This window comes from Paenibacillus sp. FSL K6-1122 (genome assembly GCF_037977015.1).
GTDB classification, from domain to species: domain Bacteria; phylum Bacillota; class Bacilli; order Paenibacillales; family Paenibacillaceae; genus Paenibacillus; species Paenibacillus amylolyticus.
The window spans coordinates 1,594,668-1,612,410 of sequence record NZ_CP150272.1 but is presented as its reverse complement, the minus strand read 5'-3'; the positions used below and the strand labels follow the sequence as shown (position 1 = coordinate 1,612,410).

Here is a 17,743-nt window from a genome sequence, read left to right as displayed (position 1 = left end):
AACCACAAGAACATCTCCAATTACTCTCAGAGACTTTCTTGTGGGATAATATAAAATATGAAAAATGATACTAATTTCACTTTTTCGAAATGTTACAGACGGTTTTCAATACACTTCTGTGTCTGGTGTCAAAGTAATATTACTTCCATAGGGTTCAATTAATCCTTGTTGCTCCAAGTATTGGTCAACGTATCGATCTGCATTCAGTGAAGTTGACCCGATCCAGTCTGAATATGTTTTTCCAAACATTTTATATAGTATGTCACTAGTATATTCATTACTTAATTCCCCAAAAACAGTATATAACTGTTTTACCGTATTCGTGTGTTTTTTCCCCTCTAAATCGGTCCATGTTACTTTTTTATTCAGATCTACCTTCCTTATATCCTTAGTATATATTTGTACATTTGACCCATTGATTTTGAAGTACACACGGATGCTTTTTTCGTAAGGATGACCCTTGAGAATGCTCCACCCTTTCATATCTCCAGTAGCTGGCACAGCATAAAGTTTCCCTTTTGTTGGAGTTGTTCCTGTTACACTGTTTTGTTTTTGAGGTAGTTCAATATTAATAGTCATTTTACCTTTACCAATGGATACTTGCATCTGCTTAGCTTTAGAGTTATAAGTCACAGTTCCATCCAGAGCATCTGAGAGAACAGAAGCAGGAAACAAAGTTACGCCATTATGAACAAGCAACGGGGACTTGAGAGTTAATGGCTCTCCATTTAACGTTGCTTTTGTTCCCGTTTTCGGGAGAGTTAGTTTGGTAGAACCAACTTTAATCTCGAAGGCGTCCTGTTGAGCAATGTAACTAACACTCCCTCCCAGTGCCTTAAATACCTCTTTCATCGGAACAAGAGTCACACCATTTTTTATGTATCCTCCATCAATTGCTTCATCCAAACTACCTGAAATAGTAACTGATCTTTCAACATTTTCGACTTTAACAGTAATTGTTGAAGAACCTACACCTATTACCTTTACCATCCCAGTGCTCAGCACTTGAAGTATATGAGGTTCACTGATCGTATAATCTGTTTTTGTAAGACCTGTATTTCTTCTGTAGTATGGATCGTTATCGCTATGTATTGAATTTTCGTCATCATACACAACAACTATATTAAGATTAATCTTACCACCGACCGAAACTGAAGTATTAGGGATGAGTTCAATATCTTTAACTTTAAGTTCCTCCGCATAAACACTTGAAACAAACAACAACATAAATGCCATCATTAGAACCGTTACTCTTTTCATTCACTTGTACTCCTTCTTATTTTTAATATTGTCCATTGCTTTTCATGAATCCATGTATTGGGATACCCCTTTCAGCTTCCTATTCTATTTTCGGAATCATTAACAAAAAATGTTAGTCTTTCTCTTTAGTAAAACAAAAAAATTGAATGCAGCTTAATCACTGCATTCAACATGGATATGAATTAAATTACTTCTTCACCGTGCTGTTATATTGCGCAATCTTGTCTGTAATTTGTTTGGCTGCTGCATCCAATGCTTCCTGTGGTGTACCTTGTCCATTCAGGACCGTTTCAATCGCTCCTTCGACAAGTTGTCTGGCTTCCGGGAATACACCCATTAATGCCCCGGATGTTGCTGTCGAATCTGCGGAAGCGTGCAATTGATCGACTGCTGTCTGGAATTGCGGGTACTTCGCCATATTATCCTTTAATACTTGCTCATTGTAGGCTGCTGTCGTAATAGGGAAGTATCCTGTCGCAACACTCCAGTTCGCTTGTACCTCTGGTGTAGCCAAGTACTTGATGAATTCCCACGCCGATTGCTGTTGCGCTTCCGATTTGTTATTCATGATGTACAAGCTCGCTCCACCCACTACAACGCCGCCTTCTTTGGCATCCGCTGGACGAGGCAGGAAACCTGTTCCCAGTTCAAACTTGCCACCGGAACCTTCTACGATTTTACGCAGGCCAGCCGTGGAATCTAGGGTCATACCGATTTGCTGAGCGGTAAATGCTGCTGTTGTATCGTCTGTGCTACGTCCCAGATTGGAGAGGGTCTTCTCATCAATCATCTTTTTCCACCACGTTAAAGTCTTCACTCCAGCTTCGGAGTTCAACAGAGACTCTGTGGCTGCTTCATTTCTTCCGTTTCCATTGTTTACATAATCTGCATTCTGGTTTGCAAAGAACTGTTCCATAAACCAGCCGTAGATCGCCATGGATGCACCTGGCTTACCGTCTTTCGCCAGTGCTTTTGCTGCTTGCTCAAACTCTTCATACGTCTTCGGCGGGTTCTCCGGGTCCAGACCTGCTGCTTTGAACATATCCTTGTTGTAATACAGGATCGGGTTGGATGTGTTAAACGGCATGGCGTTCAATTTGCCATCGATGGTGTAGTATCGGATGATGTTTGGCTCCAGTTGGGACAGGTCGAACTGATCCTTGTCAATGAACTGTTGTACTGGCGTAATCATGCCCGAATCGATCATGAACTTGCTACCGATCTCGTAGACCTGGATAATGTCTGGACCGCTGTCTGAGCCCATGGATGCTTTGAGTTTGTTCAAGCTCTCATCGTACTTCCCTTGATAGATGGGTTTCACCTGAATGTCGGGATGGCTAGCGTTAAAATCGGAAGCGAGTTGATTAATGGCTTTCTCCCCAGCGCCAGACATGGAATGCCACCACGTCAATTGTGTTGTTTCAGCTGCGGCCGCTTCTGCTTGTGCTCCACTTGCCGGGCTGCTTGTTTCAGCTTTTGTTCCGCAAGCGGAAATGACCAACATGAGTGCAGCCAGCATTAATGCGAATGTTCCTCTTTTTTTCAAACGAAATCGCTCTCCTTTTATATGGCTCGCGTACAATAAAATCTTGGGGATGACGCGGTGTGGCCGTTACGGTTACGAATCGTTCTTTTGATCGCTGTTATCCCCGGATTTTTCTCACTCCCCCTATCAAAGGGGAAAATCCGGGGATAAAGGCGAACGCTTTGCTTCTTCAGAATCGATTTCGTCCCCTCCACTACTACCGTCGTTCATTTCAACATTTTATTTGAAGCACGAGCCTCATTTTATTCGCTCCTGGTATCCAGACCTTAAGAGCTGATACATGGTTTAATTCAAAACCTCTAAATTAAAATCTTTAGATCAAAACCTTCAGAGCTTCCACTTCAATTAAATAGTTGTAAAACTTTCTCTTCCTACCCCTTTAGCGCGCCTGCGGCCATACCGCGGACAAGCTGTTTCAACCCGAAGATCAATAACAGTAAGGATGGTAGAATGACCATGGCTGTTCCGGCAAATACAAGATTCCACGCTGTGGATTCCTGGAACTCCAGCATCGAGATTCCGATCTGTGCGGTTCTCATTTCCGGTGTGTTTGTCACCAGCAACGGCCAGAGATACGAATTGTACATGCTTAAGAATGAATAGATTGCCAGTGTTCCAAGTGCCGGACGGGACAATGGCAAGACATGCGATATGAAATAGCGAATATGACCACAACCGTCGATCCTCGCCGCCTCGAACAATTCCTTGGGTAGCTGCATGAAGAACTGTCTTAGCAGGAATGTACCAAACGCCGTTGCCAGAAACGGCACGGTAAGCCCCTGGTAACTATCTAGCCAGCCCCAACTGCGAACCGTCAGGTAGTTGGGGATCATCGTCACTTCCCATGGAATCATCATCGTTGCGACAAACATGCTGAAGATGACGTTTTTGCCTTTGAACTGCATTTTCGCAAAAGCATAGGCTGCCATACTCGCTGTAATCAATTGACCAAGCGTTGTCAGTCCTGCGACAAGAAAGGTATTGCCGATAAATCGACCGATCGGAACAATATCAAATACTTCGCTAAAGTTGGACAGATCGATTGAATTTGGAATGATATGCGGCGGATAAGCACTCGCATCTTCCGGCGTCATCACGGCCATGAAAAAGGTGTACATCACCGGATACAGCACAAGCGCTGCACAGATCGTCAGTAATACATACAACAGCGTTTTGGTCCATGTCGCACTCATTGGTAATGCACTTTCCTTTCTACCCATTTGAACTGGATCAGAGTCAGCAGCATAATCACCACGAACAGAATCAGTGCCTGTGCACTACCTGTACCAAAGCGGAAATTAACGAAAGCCTCCTGATAGATGGAATAGACAAAAACATTTGTACTATCCATCGGGCCACCCCGGGTTAGAATGTTGATCTGACCGAACGATTGAAAAGCGCCAATGATCGATACGACCGTAACAAAGAATAACGTTGGTGACAGTAGCGGCATCGAGATTTTGCGAAACGTCAGCAAGGGTCCTGCGCCGTCAATCTTGGCACTCTCGTAGATCTCATCCGGGATGCCTGCCAAACCACTGGATAGAATAATGTAGTTGAATCCAAGGTTCATCCAGATCGTCATGATGGAGATCGAAATCAATGCCCAATCCGGGCTGGTGAGCCAGGGAATTGGATCGATGCCTACTTTGCCAAGCAGATAATTCAGCATGCCCAGGGTCGGATGGAACAGAAACTTCCAGATCACCGCTGACGAACCAACGGATAACACCACGGGCAGCGAGAATACAAATTGGAACACACGCATTCCCTTGAACCGGTTGTGAGTCAGTGCAGCAAGAATCAGAGCAGCCAGCATGCCCGTGGGGACTGTAAACAGGACAAATAGTAATGTCACTTTCATCCCTTGCATAAACAGTCCTGATTGGAACACCGCCTTGAAGTTATCCAGTCCTACGTAAGCCGCAATCTGTCCCGTCGGATCTGTGGAATGCAGACTCAGGTACACGGACTTAAACATCGGGTAAAACAGAAACACTGCAAACAAAAGCAGCGATGGTGCCAGGAAACCATAGGCCAGCAGATTCTCCCGCATTCGCTGCACACGCAGCGAGGCTGTCCGGCGCTCACTCGTACCGGATACGCGCCGTTTGGCGGCGGGCAAGCTGATCCGGTTATCAAGCTCACTCATCGGATTTTCTTCCCCCTTGTTTCACGCATTCAGTGTGTGTGAAATGTTAGATCAACTTCAGCACCACGTTATCTAGTGTAAGAGTCGAATGTCACAGCAAAATTCATTCTGAATCAACGTAACGTTAATCATGGATAAGGGACTTTACGGAACCAGGGATCAACTCTACGCCGGAATTAGAATTAGATTTCATGACAAAAAACCGCAGGAACTCCCCTGTTTGGAGATATCCCTGCGGTTTGATGTGTAAATGGAATATGAACGTTTGTCTATTAATAAAAGCGACTCATTTTACAATAATCTGTAAATCTTCCAAACGAGGTAAAGCGATTAACCGTTCGAGTTAACGATTAAGATGATATGGCACCGTGGTGACAATCACGTCTTTGTAATTGATCAGATAGGCTCGGATCATGAAGCTGGTCTGGTTGTGCAGTACATTTTGCCACCAATGCTTGGTGATGAATTGCGGAATCAATATGGTGATGTGATCGGTCTCAGCCGTTTTCCACTCTACTGTATCAATGAATTTCTTCAGCGGCCCCATAATGCTACGGTATCTCGATTTGATTACAACCAGACGAACGCCTGGATTCCACTCTTCCCACTTCTGCTCCATCTTGCGTATCGCCTCATCATCAAATCCAATGTACAGCGCGACGACGTGATCCGACATCGTCTGGGCGTAACTGATCGTATTCATAACGACCCGGGTAATGCCCGCAACAGGAATGACTATCGTATTGCCTTTTTTGGCTGGCTTATCAACCTGAATATCAATCCGTAGCTCATCTGCAATGTTGCAATAGTGACGGTGAATACGCATGAACACATACACAACGAACGGCAAAAAGATAAAGATGACCCATGTCTGCGTGAACTTGGTGAAAATAAAAATCAGGGTAATCGATAGTGTAGTCAGCATACCGACGGTATTGACCAGCAACTTCATCTGCCAGCCAGACGGCTTGACTTTGATCCAGCGAATCATCATACCGAGCTGTGACAGGGTAAATGGAATGAACACCCCAACCGCATAGAGCGGAATCAGGCTTTCCGTATTCCCTTTGAACCCGACCACCAGCAGCGCAGACATCACACTGAGGAAAATGATCCCGTTTGAGAAACCAAGGCGGTCTCCTCTGACCATAAATGCATGCGGCATGTATTTATCCTTTGCCATCATGAAGGATAACAGCGGAAAAGCCGAATAAGCTGTGTTGGCTGCGAGGAACAGGATCAGTGCCGTTACACCTTGGATGATAAAATACATCGTGCCCCTGCCAAACGTCGCTTCAGCAATCTGGGAGATGACCGTTGCTTTGGGATCAGGCTTCACTCCGTACCCATAAGCCAGTAAGGTGATACCGATGAACATGGCTCCCAAAATACAACCCATGAGCAGTAATGTACCCGCGGCATTTTTCTCAGCAGGCTGCTTGAAGTTCGGGATTGCGTTACTTACCGCTTCCACGCCAGTCAAGGCCGAACAACCGGAGCTGAATGCTTTTAATAACAGAAACATACTCACATGGGATAGACTAGTTCCGAATTCTGGTGCAGCTGCTTCCATCCCCCCGGCAAGAAATTTGATTCCGCCCGAGATAATCAGAACCGCAATCGAAAAGATAAACAGATAAATGGGGATCGCCAGCACAGACGCTGACTCCGTCACTCCCCGCAAATTCATAATGGTTAGAAAAACAATCATAATCAGAGCAATCACAACACTGTAGTCATGCAGCATAGGAAAAGCCGACGTAATCGCATCCGTCCCTGCGGACGAACTTACCGCAACGGTCAAAATATAATCGACCAGCAGAGATCCTCCGGCAATTAGACTGGATGTTGTACCCAGGTTATCCTTGGCTACGATATAAGCGCCGCCCCCTGTTGGATAAGCAAATATCGTCTGGCGATAGGAAAAAATTAAAATGACGAGTAATCCCAGCACGGCGATGGAAATCGGAACGGAGTACCACAGGGCGGCGAATCCGGCCGCAACGAGCACCAGCAAAATCTGTTCCGTACCGTAGGCAACGGACGATAGGGCATCCGAGGACAGGATGGCGAGTGCCTTCCATTTCCCCAATTTTTCTCCATCCAGTTCAGCCGATTTCATGGGCTTGCCTATTAAGATTCTCTTCATTTTGCCAAGCATGATCATAACTTCCTTCCGTCTCTCATCTGTGAAGCATTGTTATTATGCAAAATCGCAGAGCCGTTGACAATACGTCATTTCACCCGAATTTCGCCAGCGCGTGATAATGCATTCTACGATTCAATAATCGATAACAAAGCCATTCTTGTTCAGCAATTTGAACTTTTTTGAACCAAAATGACGATTGTTCGTCAAAAAAAAGGAAATGGCCTTTGGTTCAATGAACCCAAGACCACTTCCTTGATCTATGCGTTGACTATAAAACAATACAGCTTTCCTTAACTGCCCAGAATTCCGGGACGAGGAGTAACACCAAACGCTTGTGCCAGTGTGGTCAGCTGCTCATCCGTAATTCTCTGCCGGATCTCGTGACCGGCAACCAGCATAAACACCTGGGCTGCCTTCTCAATCGTCTCAATCAGACCAAATGCCTCGTCAATCGTTGTTCCTGTTCCAAAGATGCCATGTTGCGGCCAGATGACCGCGTGGTATTCTTTCATTTTCTCAGCCGTTTCGCGTCCAATCTCGTTTGATCCAGGAATCATCCATGGAATAATGCCGATCCCATCCGGGAATACAACCACACACTCCGTGCACATCTGCCACAGCGTTTTCGTGAATTTTGCCTCATCCAATTCGTGGATAAACGTCATAGCCAATACATGAGTGGCATGGTTGTGCATGACAACCCGGTGGTTCGGGTCCAATTTCAAACGTTCGATATGGCTCATGAAATGTGTAGGCAACTCACTTGTTGGATTCGCCCCGGACTTCAATCCCCAGAGTACTTCCAGCTCCTGTCCATCCTTCGATACACGCAGCAACCCTAGATTACTCTCCGGATCAGCGAGTACATTTTTGAAATATTTGCCCGATGCGGTCACGATAAAATACTTGCCTGCCAACTCCTGCACCGAAAATGCCGGTTTGATCTTGCGAATCACATGATGGATATCGATATATTGGGCAACTTCCTCTTCCTCCAGCAGATAGCTGACATTACCGCCATTGCGCTCATCCCAGCCATTTTTCCACATATGTTGTGTAATCTCAGCCATCTCACGGACAAATGGGATATGGAAACCTGCAGCCTGCGTTGTTTCATTGCTAAGGGTCACGTTCATGATCAATCTCTCCTTATATTGAAAATCAAATGGCTTGCCACGTACATAGTAAGTTCCTTATTTCACATTCATTATACCTTTGTTTATATTTGATAGTCAATAACAAACACAGAATTAACCTTTTATTTTTCTTTGTTTAGTTTTGTTTATTTGAAAATAAAACAAAAAAATACCCCACCGGCGCCCGGCGGGGTCAGTCACACATCTATTTAACACGAGAAGGGGTTTACAAGACTTATCTTACCTCTGCTACCTTAATAGAAGCTGAAAGCGAAATAAAAAAAGCATGAAAACATATATCCCCTTTGGCCAGAAGATTCAGTTCCTCCTTTTCATTCAGTACATATCTCTCTCTGTCCAAACGCTTTTGTCGATTCTAACATATGCTATTCTAGCTTTTCTCAGAAAAAGTCATTCATAAAAAAAGGAGATGGACCTATGGCAGTCCTTTCTACAGGCCCGATCGAGAACAACCTCTCCGGTGGCAGCAGGCCTACACAACAAGTCACCATCAAAATGGTCAACACCGATTCCATCAATACGTCCAATGTACTCATTGAAGGTTATTTTCTGAATGGAACGAGGACCTTATATGTGCTGCAATCCGTTAATCTGACCCCCGGGCAAGTCTTCTCTCAAACCTACTATGCCAACCTGGATGGATACGAATATGTATTCACAACGGGTGGAGGCGCAGCTGCATTAACTGAAATTTCAGTGTGGGGAAAAGATAGCAACGGGCAAATCGTCACCGCACATCGGATTGTTTCGAATGAACTAGTTCTATAAAAAAAGGAAACTAGATGCCCTCAATCCCTGTCCTTCATTGGTCGGGGGTTTCTTATTTTCGCAGCACATATGATGGATGCATCTTTCCTGTCGGTTCATAACGTTCATCACCAGTATACTCAAATCCCAGCTTAATCAAGATGTGACGTGACACTTCATTATCCGGATGATGCCCGGCAAACAGTGCCTTCACATTCATTGTGTCAAAGGCATAACCAATTACCGCCCGCGCCGCTTCCTGGGCATACCCTTTGCCCCAGTGATCCCGAGTTAGATGAAATCCCAATTCATAGATTTCCTCTTCAGGAGAATACGGACGCAGGCCACAGCAACCGACAAACACCTCCGACTCTTTCTCGAAAAGGGGCCAATATTGCACACCCGCTTCCTTCTGCCTTTGAATCTCCTGTGTCAATCGTGCCTCTACCTCATCCTCGCTCAGAAATCCCTTGCTGCTAATCCATTTGGCAACCTCATGATCGCCCCACAATGCAAACGCCAGCGCACGATCTCCTTCGTTCCAAGTCGCACATTCCAACCGTTCAGTTTCAAATAAGATTGTTCTGTTCATCATCGACTAACCTCCTGTATGCCAACACCAGTTCACGTGCAGCTTATACCTTAAATTAATCGAATGACCGTCAGGATAAACAACATTTATAATCTGTATACGTTCATACCTTCTAATTACACTTATAATTGCTTAGCCAATTTCTCAAATTGATTGATATGAGGCTTGATCTCTTTTTCTACACTTTTTATAAAAGAACTAAATTGCTTGCGATCATACTCATCTCCAACACCAACACTTTTATATATTTTTCCCTTTTGGTATGTAAACGAGAAGAAATAGTTATTCTTTAATCCATTCAAAATATTTCCGGCATCTCCCAAGATTTTAAGACTCATTTTCGAATCTTTGTAAGCAAACGAATATGGAGGGTCTGCTACTGCTGCATGCTGAATATCATACCCAGTTACCCATTGATCTTTGACAAACGCCCCACTCTGAAGACGCATTCTTAACATCACATCATCCAGAGAAGTTTTTTTTATCTCAAGTTTACCTTGACCATCTTTCTTGTCACTCTTCCAGTTCCCATCATACTTGGACTCTGTAATACTGTCCTCTCCGCGTGTTATAACTTTATATACGCCGTGTCCCGAACGTTTTCCCTGTGCCCAGCTTCCTTTGTAGGTTTTGGTTTTCCCCCAGGTCATGGTTCCATTCCCGTGAGGTTTTCCATTTTTGGTCTCTCCATAATATGTAGCCCCATTGCCATACTCCAGAGTAGTCTTTTCATTCGCCGCCTGAGCAACATGTGGTGACAGGATTGCAGACAATCCTAAGGTTATCCCCAAAATACAGATGAACATCTTTCTAAACATCAAATCTCCCTTTCTCTCGCTGTATAAGAAATTCATTCTTATAACAACCTATTAATCAAATAATAAGACTCTAGTATAATATCACTTTCAATCCAGAAGGTTCCACATAAAAAAAAGAAAAACCCCTGCCGACAAGATGTCCGACAGAGGCCATTCCAATCCAGTTCACACCAATTACAAATCACCTACGGCAAATTGAATTGTTCCGGAAGCTGCGCCCCCAAGGTTAGCTAACAAAGCAAACACCAGAACTCCACCTGCAGAAATGGTAAGGCTGCTGTTTACAGGAACAACGTAAGTGACTACTGGTGCATTAACACGTGTGATCACGAGAGATACCGGAAAAGGTCCAAAGTTGTTCACTGTAGCGCTGGCATTGGTGCCTCCAGCCAAGTTTTCGTAGTAAGACTTGCCTACACCGGCTGGAAGATTGTAAAACTGTTGCGGTAAAAGGATGGCCATTGAAATCACCTCCTTTTGCTTTGATACGGTATTCTATGCTTGAAATCTATTAAAGCAACGGTGAATTACCAGCGTCATAATGTCCAATTTTGATAGACTTCATAGATTGATAGACGAATGTACGCAAAAAAAGCCCCACCGGACCATCCGGTGGAGCCAACTAAGCTTACTTTAATATTACAGGTTTAATTACGCATACAGCATGAAAAAGTTCAGTTCATGGCCCTGCTGCTTGAGATAGTTATACAGCTGCGAACGGTGATGGAATACATGCGTTACCGTTTCAATCTGCCATTGAACCTGCAAGTGACCATGTTCCATATAAAAAGCTTTTGTTGAACGATTCAAAAAGTCATCTTCGCTCAATCCCGTGATATACGCTTTGTAGGATTCGAAATTACTCCATAACGTTGCTTCAAGCTTCTCGATATCCTGAATCCCCGACAGACTATTCTCCACCAGCCCAACCTCAGCTTCACCTTTTTCCTGCATAATGGCAAGATCCGATGCCGTGATTTGGATAAAGTGATGCACTAGCTCCACCAATGAACGCATATTCTCCTGTGGACGATACGACCAATCCTCCGAACGGATCAAGCGAATTAACGAAGCCCCCGTCCGTACGCCTGTTTCCAATTCATTTAACAAGTGATCCCGAATCTGCAATGTTCCATTCATATATGATGTCTCCCTTATCTTTTATTCTCACGACTTCAGTATAACCGAAGGTGCTACAGATCTATTGTACAAATCGGACAACATTCTGCCGTGCTCTCTGGCTGCCGTCAACGGAGTCTCTCCATAAAACTTGCGAAATTGCCGAATTAGATGGGCTTGGTCAAAAAATCCATGATTCTGGGCAAGCATTGCCCAATCTGCCTTGTTCCCTTGATGAATATCACTCAGCACACGATGAAAACGAACCACCTCACTGAATCGTTTGGGGCTGATTCCGACCCACTCCGAGAACTTGCGATGCAGCTGCCGCTCACTGATCACTTCACGCATCGCCAGCTCTTGGACACTCATACGTCCCCCATCGATAAAGATACGGTGAAGCACGTTTTTCATCAGATCGTTCTCCGATGTGCTTGCCTGCACGGGCAACGGACTCAAGTACGCATTCATAACCTCTACTCGCTCTGCAAAATGATTCGTTTCAGCCATCCGTTCCTGAAGCTCGTTCAGCTTCTCCGGCCAACATTCCTGAAGGGCAATTCGCTTATCCGTAAACCACTCCAGAGGCATGCCAAGGAAGACATGCGCTCCACCCGGGAAGAACCGGACACCAAAGGTGTAGTCTCCAGCAGGGGAACCATCATCGGCTGGCTCAGGTACAGCGAACGGCTGTGTATAATTGCCACAGTAAGCATAGGAGTGCTCTGAACAGACTGGGTCGTATGTAATCAGCATGTCCGTGCAACCATCCGGTAATACCCGGGCAGGTACCGTCATCATCGATCGCTCTGGACCTTCTCTCTTAGCAACATCCGCATGTGTGTTCGGAAGAGATCCTGATTCCCAATAACAGGCCACATAAGCCATCAGACCAGTAGCAGGTACTTTCTCAACATAATAACTGTTAGGGTACGTTCCATTCATCTGAATAGGCTTAAACAACGGGTGCAAACTGTGATCCACAATTCCATCCTCCGGTCACTAGAGTTGGTTACACATTATGTATTCATCTATCATACCACCAACCGCAGAAATGAAGAAAAAAAAGTGCCCTACCGGAGGACAATCCGATAGGGCCAGTCACACATCTATTTAACACGAGAAGGGGTTTACAAGACTTATCTTACCTTCCCAACCTTAATGGAAACTGAAATTGGGATGAAAAGAACATCAATTTTTCTTATAGTGCGTGTTCAAAAAGACCGTTTTTGACAACCTCTTAAAGTGTCTTGATCAGTATGGACGCAATTAACACGGATGCTGTTGTGACCGTTGTGAATCCACCTACCAGCATTGGCGTTAAAATCTCATCGAGGATGGCTTTGCGTTCACTTTCATCACGTCCAACTGAACGGCTTACTTCCTCACAGATAATGTAGTCCCCCGGAAAACCGAATAGTGCAGTCAGTGCCACAGGCAGACCTTTGAGCGGGTCCCATTTGAACAGCTTGGAGCCAACAAATCCACCGATCAGCACCCCGATTACACCGATTGCGATAATGAACAACACTGGAATAATGGAACTAACCACCGCATCAAAAGTGATCGACTCCATACTTGTCATAACGACTACGATCAGACCTATCATGGCAATTCCCGATGTACTTGCTTTATCCAGAATACGAGATGGGAACAGTCCGATCAGATGTCCGAGAACCCCCAGCAACAGAGCCCAGATACTGTAGCTAAGTCCGGTTACATTACCTAGATAAATGGAGAGACTACCCATAATGAACAAGAGCAACAGCAGAATAGGTGCGGTCTGGAATCGCTGCGGAAGGAATGTTTTAGCATTCGCTTCTTTAATGTTCACATGGCCTTCCCCTGCAACCTTGTTCTCAAAAGCGCCCTGCTTCTGCAGTTTCAACGCATATCTGCGCAACATATTGGTTGCAATCGGCATCCCCACGAGGGAATGAATACCCAGAATAACAGCCGGAATTGTAATCAGATGACCCAGATTCATCTCCTGCAACTTCGTGGTTGTGATCAGATAAGAGATAATGCCACCAACAACCGGACTTGATCCGGCAACAGCCGTAGGATAACCATAGAACGGTGATACGATTAACAGGATAAGACCTGTCGCCGTGAGTGATGCGAACAATGAGATCAGTATTGCTTTATATTGGGAACGTATTAATTTCAGCGGTATTAATGTTCCCATGTGTACAATCAGCGGAGCCACCATGAGAGCCCCGAACGCCGTCAAAGCAGAGCTGGATACCACTCCTTTAGGAAATAACCCCGCCCAGTTCAGCAGCAAATATCCGATCAGAATAACAAGCAAGGAAGGAATTCGCGCTTTGGACCAGATCGAAACCAGTTCCCCTATAGCTAAAATAACAAGCAATACTGTGGCGATATATATCGGTTGACTAAACATGGTGACTTCTCCCCATTCTCTATGTTGTCAGTGCAGTTCAGTACACGTAGAACCATCGTTCTTATTTCAAGCGTTCACCTGATAAATAGACCTGTTCGATATTCTCTGTGTTTTCGAGCAGTCCAATATCCGTCAACGGATTCACATTCAGTACCAGCAGATCAGCAGCTTTGCCAGGTTCAATCGTACCGATCTCCGCTTCCATCTGCATCGCTCTCGCCGCATCTCTTGTTGCGGCTACGATCGCTTCCATCGGCGTAAATCCAACATCTTCAACAAGCAATCGAAGTTCTAGTGCATTCCCGCCATGCTCAACAGGTGCACACGTGCAGAAGTCTGTCCCTACTGCAATGGTTACGCCTGCCTTACGCGCGATAATCATGTTCTCAATATGCTCCTGATATACACTTTTGGCTTTGCGGATGCCAAATTCGGGAACACCGTATTTATGCCCTTCTTTGATGATCCGATGTACAATGGCCAGCGTTGGAACCAGAACCGCCTTTTGATCCAGCATCATGCCAATGCCTTCTTCATCAATGTAGATCCCGTGTTCAATGGTGCGTACGCCCGCTTCCAACGCATTTTTGATCCCCTGTACACCTTGCGCATGTGCAGCCACATAAGACTGTACCGCTTCCGCTTCATACACGATCGCCTTCAGCTCATCCATGCGGAATTGCGACCAGCGAGGGTCATCTTTCTCCGAAAGTACCCCGCCTGTGGAGCACACTTTAATGAAATCCGCCCCTTCACGGAACTGCGTGCGTGTTGCCTTAATGACTTCCGGAACCCCGTCACACACGGTGAAGATATTCAGTTCCGTTGGAATCATATGGATATCTGCATGTCCACCCGTCTGAGAGAGCATATGACGGGAAGTTTTAATCCGCGGCCCCTTCACCACACCTTCCTTGATCAGATCGCGAATGTATACAGCAACATGGCTACCGACATCCCTGACGGTTGTGAATCCTGCGTTGATCAGCTTCGGCAGATCCTGAAGTGCTCTCCCCATCTGGAGTTCATTGGCCTCCAGCGCCACCGCAGCCATATTTAGATTTTTGGCCCCGTGTACATGGACATGGGCATCGATTAATCCGGGCATCACCGTTTTGCCTGTTACATCAACAAGCTCGGCATGTTCCGGAATTGGAACGGTTGCTTTTGCACCCGCAGCTATGAATTTCCCGTTCTCAACCAGGACCACACTATCGGAAACAGGCTCTCCACCTTGTCCATCAATCAACAATGCACCTACAAAAGCAGTAATTTGACTCATCTGTACTCCACCTCATTTTCAGACTTGGTTGTAAGTTCAACTAAAGAATATTTACACTGACCACTCCGATGACAGAATAACCTTCCGATCGCTGTTATCCCCAGATTTTTTTTAATTCCCTTCTCCAAAGGGAAAATCCGGGGATAAAGGCGAACGCTTTGCTTCTTCACGTTATTTCTGTCCTCTCCGTTCTCGTGTAAAAAGTTAAGTTGAACTTAAATATTACGTATATCTGTTCGATTTACAGCTCTACTGTTGTACTACGATGAAATTGTATCGTGTTAAAGTTAATGACATTATATAAGTTGCAAATGTATAATGTCATTGTTGATAGCAACAGCATTCTAATATTAATTATGGTGATATACACAATACAAAATATAAATCACACAGCATAGTGAAGATCATGTTATATATGTAAGCATTCTGCCATGTGAACACAAAAGGAGTACGTTTGCTATGATTCATGAAGCGGTTCGCTCATTTATGGTTCAAGTCTTTGGGTCTGTTCCGTACGGAATTTGGATCAAGGATGAATATGATTTCCAGTGGAATAACTGGCTACGTGAAGGAGAGTTACCTGAATATACAGATCAAGAACAGATTGAGTCATCCTGGAAGATTCTCAGGTACACGTTTGTTTTTTTGTCTAACATCAACATTCGTGTGGTTATCGATACCCAGAAACAACTTACCCTGCTACAGAGTGAACGTCTGGAGTCTTTGATTCGGGAAGGACTGCTGAAGCAACAGATTGAGAAGGAACGTGCACACAATGATCGATGGTTGACCGGACTGCGGGAGCTGACCTGTTCCCTGGAGCTGAACGATTTGTTACTCAAAATCATGGAGAATGCGCTCCATGTCATCCCCTCCCTTTCCTGCGGACTGTTCATGATGGTTGATCCGGACTCTGGCAAGATGATTCCTAGAGCCAAAGTCGGTTTTCAGGATAGCGTGTATCAATATCAGGGCGAGCTGGATGAGGGCATTACGGGAAAAGTATACGAGGAAGGCATTGGCCGAATGTATAGCACACCGGATGATGCCTTTAAAGATATGGGCAATGTTAGTCAGGAGAATGCGGATATCATTGTAAGTTCACTGCCTGACGGTATTATGGCAAAAGGACTTATCGCCGTTCCCGTGACAATGAATACTCACAAAATCGGTGTAATGCTGGTATACCAATTTGAACAAAACAGACGATTTGCCCCACATGATCTGAATGTAATGCAGGGATTTGCGGATCAGGCAGCCATTGCCATCTCCAACGCCACCATGTATTCAGAACTGCTGGAGACGAACCGATATCTCGTTAGCCGCAATGAAATTCATAATCAATTCACGGCACTTTCCATTGAACATGTGAGCCTCGGACATATCATTGAGACGGTTGGGTCGATGCTGAAACTTCCCACCTATTATGTGGACATGGCGAGAAATGACTGGTACCCGCTCATCCCGGAAAGTGTCTTGCTAAGTGAGCTCGATATCTATACCGCTCTGGACAGTCAGTTTAACCCCATCACCTTGTCCGGTGGAACGGATCATAGCGATTATTACCTCTATCCCATTGTGAACGGATCTCTGGTGCTTGGCTGTTTTGCCATCCAATTAGATCATCCGTTAGGTCAGTTGGATCATGTGATTTTGGAACAAGGCGGAGCTATTGTGATGCTGGAGATGGTGAATACCTACTCACTCACCGAGATGTCCTATCGGAAAAACCATGATTTCTTCAGCGATCTCGTGCAATATAGAGAACCACAGCAGTTGGAGGCACGACTTTCCAGCTTTCAGTTGCCAGCCCATCAGTCCTTGTTCGTCGCTCAATTGCAGCTCTATGGGGAACATCCCGACATGAAAACAACTGAAAATTGGGTGCGCAAGTTGATCGGATTTATCGAAAAGGAGCTGGGCACCCGCGAACATCTATTGTTCAGTGCACATCACAAAATTACGATTCTGGCTGCGGCATCCGAGCCCAAGGTCAGACACTGGATCATCAGCAGGCTGGAAACGGCTGTGGAGAAATGGACCACCTCTAAGACTCCTGCCCTATCTATCGGCATCGGTGGACTGTATCAAGGGCTTGAGTATGTGTCCAAAAGCAATGACGAGGCTACACGCTCGTTGTCCTTTCTGCTGAAACAAAACAAAGCGGGCCTGATGCTCTACGAAGAAATCGGGATCAATCGCTTGTTTCTGAACCAGGAACCTTCCGATATCGAGAACTACATTCACGAAATTCTGTCCCCTCTTCAACAGCAAAAATCAGGAGAGCTTGAACTCACACTCAAAACCTACATTGCCGCGAATCGATCTGTGCAAGCCACAGCCGAACGTCTGCATATTCATACCAATACGTTGTACCTGCGCCTGCGCAAAATAGAGGAGATTCTAGGTGTTGATCTGAACGATTCCGAGGGTTGGATGAAGGTGTATCTGGCATGTCATTTAAGTGAAGTGTACTCTGTTGCTCCTACCGCAAGTGGAGCACTAAAATTGTAA

15 protein-coding genes are annotated in these 17,743 nt (G+C 45.2%); 2 read left to right on the top strand and 13 right to left on the bottom strand.

The window, feature by feature from the left end:
• Nucleotides 1-105: 105 nt before the first annotated feature.
• From NSQ20_RS07045 to rhaD, 6 genes are all read right to left on the bottom strand, one after another.
• The gene (locus NSQ20_RS07045) at nucleotides 106-1,260 is read right to left on the bottom strand and encodes a copper amine oxidase N-terminal domain-containing protein (protein ID WP_076319092.1); all 1,155 of its coding nucleotides are present in this window, start codon (nucleotides 1,258-1,260) and stop codon (nucleotides 106-108) included.
• Nucleotides 1,261-1,447: 187 nt separating this feature from the next.
• Nucleotides 1,448-2,806: an ABC transporter substrate-binding protein gene (locus tag NSQ20_RS07040; protein WP_340032171.1), complete on the bottom strand. Its 1,359-nt coding sequence runs from the start codon at nucleotides 2,804-2,806 to the stop codon at nucleotides 1,448-1,450.
• A 371-nt stretch (nucleotides 2,807-3,177) separates the two neighbouring features.
• Nucleotides 3,178-3,999 (bottom strand): carbohydrate ABC transporter permease, encoded by an 822-nt coding sequence (locus tag NSQ20_RS07035; RefSeq protein WP_036669010.1) that lies wholly within the window; start codon nucleotides 3,997-3,999, stop codon nucleotides 3,178-3,180.
• Complete coding sequence (locus NSQ20_RS07030) at nucleotides 3,996-4,958, bottom strand: sugar ABC transporter permease (RefSeq protein WP_074093958.1); 963 nt, start codon at nucleotides 4,956-4,958, stop codon at nucleotides 3,996-3,998. The genes NSQ20_RS07035 and NSQ20_RS07030 overlap by 4 nt, the downstream gene beginning before the upstream one ends.
• A gap of 343 nt (nucleotides 4,959-5,301) precedes the next feature.
• Nucleotides 5,302-7,119 carry an APC family permease gene (locus NSQ20_RS07025; RefSeq protein WP_282319086.1) on the bottom strand — a complete coding sequence of 606 codons (1,818 nt, stop codon included), beginning with the start codon at nucleotides 7,117-7,119 and terminating at the stop codon, nucleotides 5,302-5,304.
• 278 nt (nucleotides 7,120-7,397) lie between these two features.
• Nucleotides 7,398-8,243: a rhamnulose-1-phosphate aldolase gene (gene rhaD, locus NSQ20_RS07020; RefSeq protein ID WP_340032170.1), complete on the bottom strand. Its 846-nt coding sequence runs from the start codon at nucleotides 8,241-8,243 to the stop codon at nucleotides 7,398-7,400.
• A 438-nt stretch (nucleotides 8,244-8,681) separates the two neighbouring features.
• Here rhaD and NSQ20_RS07015 point away from each other — a divergent pair, with 438 nt between their 5' ends.
• On the top strand, nucleotides 8,682-9,032 hold the full coding sequence (locus tag NSQ20_RS07015; protein WP_127551345.1) for a hypothetical protein: 351 nt from the start codon (nucleotides 8,682-8,684) through the stop codon (nucleotides 9,030-9,032).
• A gap of 52 nt (nucleotides 9,033-9,084) precedes the next feature.
• Here the strand turns inward: NSQ20_RS07015 and NSQ20_RS07010 are convergent, their stop codons facing one another.
• The 7 genes from NSQ20_RS07010 to NSQ20_RS06980 form a co-directional block, all read right to left on the bottom strand.
• On the bottom strand, nucleotides 9,085-9,606 hold the full coding sequence (locus tag NSQ20_RS07010) for a GNAT family N-acetyltransferase (protein ID WP_101314121.1): 522 nt from the start codon (nucleotides 9,604-9,606) through the stop codon (nucleotides 9,085-9,087).
• Nucleotides 9,607-9,725: 119 nt separating this feature from the next.
• Nucleotides 9,726-10,457 carry a hypothetical protein gene (locus NSQ20_RS07005; protein ID WP_340032168.1) on the bottom strand — a complete coding sequence of 244 codons (732 nt, stop codon included), beginning with the start codon at nucleotides 10,455-10,457 and terminating at the stop codon, nucleotides 9,726-9,728.
• 138 nt (nucleotides 10,458-10,595) lie between these two features.
• Nucleotides 10,596-10,883 carry a hypothetical protein gene (locus NSQ20_RS07000; protein WP_101314123.1) on the bottom strand — a complete coding sequence of 96 codons (288 nt, stop codon included), beginning with the start codon at nucleotides 10,881-10,883 and terminating at the stop codon, nucleotides 10,596-10,598.
• 189 nt (nucleotides 10,884-11,072) lie between these two features.
• Entirely contained in the window at nucleotides 11,073-11,561 is a 489-nt protein-coding gene (locus NSQ20_RS06995) for a DinB family protein (protein WP_076216923.1), read from the bottom strand.
• 27 nt (nucleotides 11,562-11,588) lie between these two features.
• Nucleotides 11,589-12,524: a helix-turn-helix domain-containing protein gene (locus NSQ20_RS06990; protein WP_340032166.1), complete on the bottom strand. Its 936-nt coding sequence runs from the start codon at nucleotides 12,522-12,524 to the stop codon at nucleotides 11,589-11,591.
• 256 nt (nucleotides 12,525-12,780) lie between these two features.
• The gene (locus NSQ20_RS06985) at nucleotides 12,781-13,947 is read right to left on the bottom strand and encodes a hypothetical protein (protein ID WP_340019567.1); all 1,167 of its coding nucleotides are present in this window, start codon (nucleotides 13,945-13,947) and stop codon (nucleotides 12,781-12,783) included.
• A gap of 61 nt (nucleotides 13,948-14,008) precedes the next feature.
• Nucleotides 14,009-15,229 carry an amidohydrolase family protein gene (locus NSQ20_RS06980; RefSeq protein WP_076319088.1) on the bottom strand — a complete coding sequence of 407 codons (1,221 nt, stop codon included), beginning with the start codon at nucleotides 15,227-15,229 and terminating at the stop codon, nucleotides 14,009-14,011.
• Between the two features lie 459 nt (nucleotides 15,230-15,688).
• Between NSQ20_RS06980 and NSQ20_RS06975 the strand changes: the two genes are divergently transcribed.
• Nucleotides 15,689-17,743, top strand: a complete 2,055-nt coding sequence (locus tag NSQ20_RS06975) for a helix-turn-helix domain-containing protein (protein ID WP_076251489.1) — start codon at nucleotides 15,689-15,691, stop codon at nucleotides 17,741-17,743.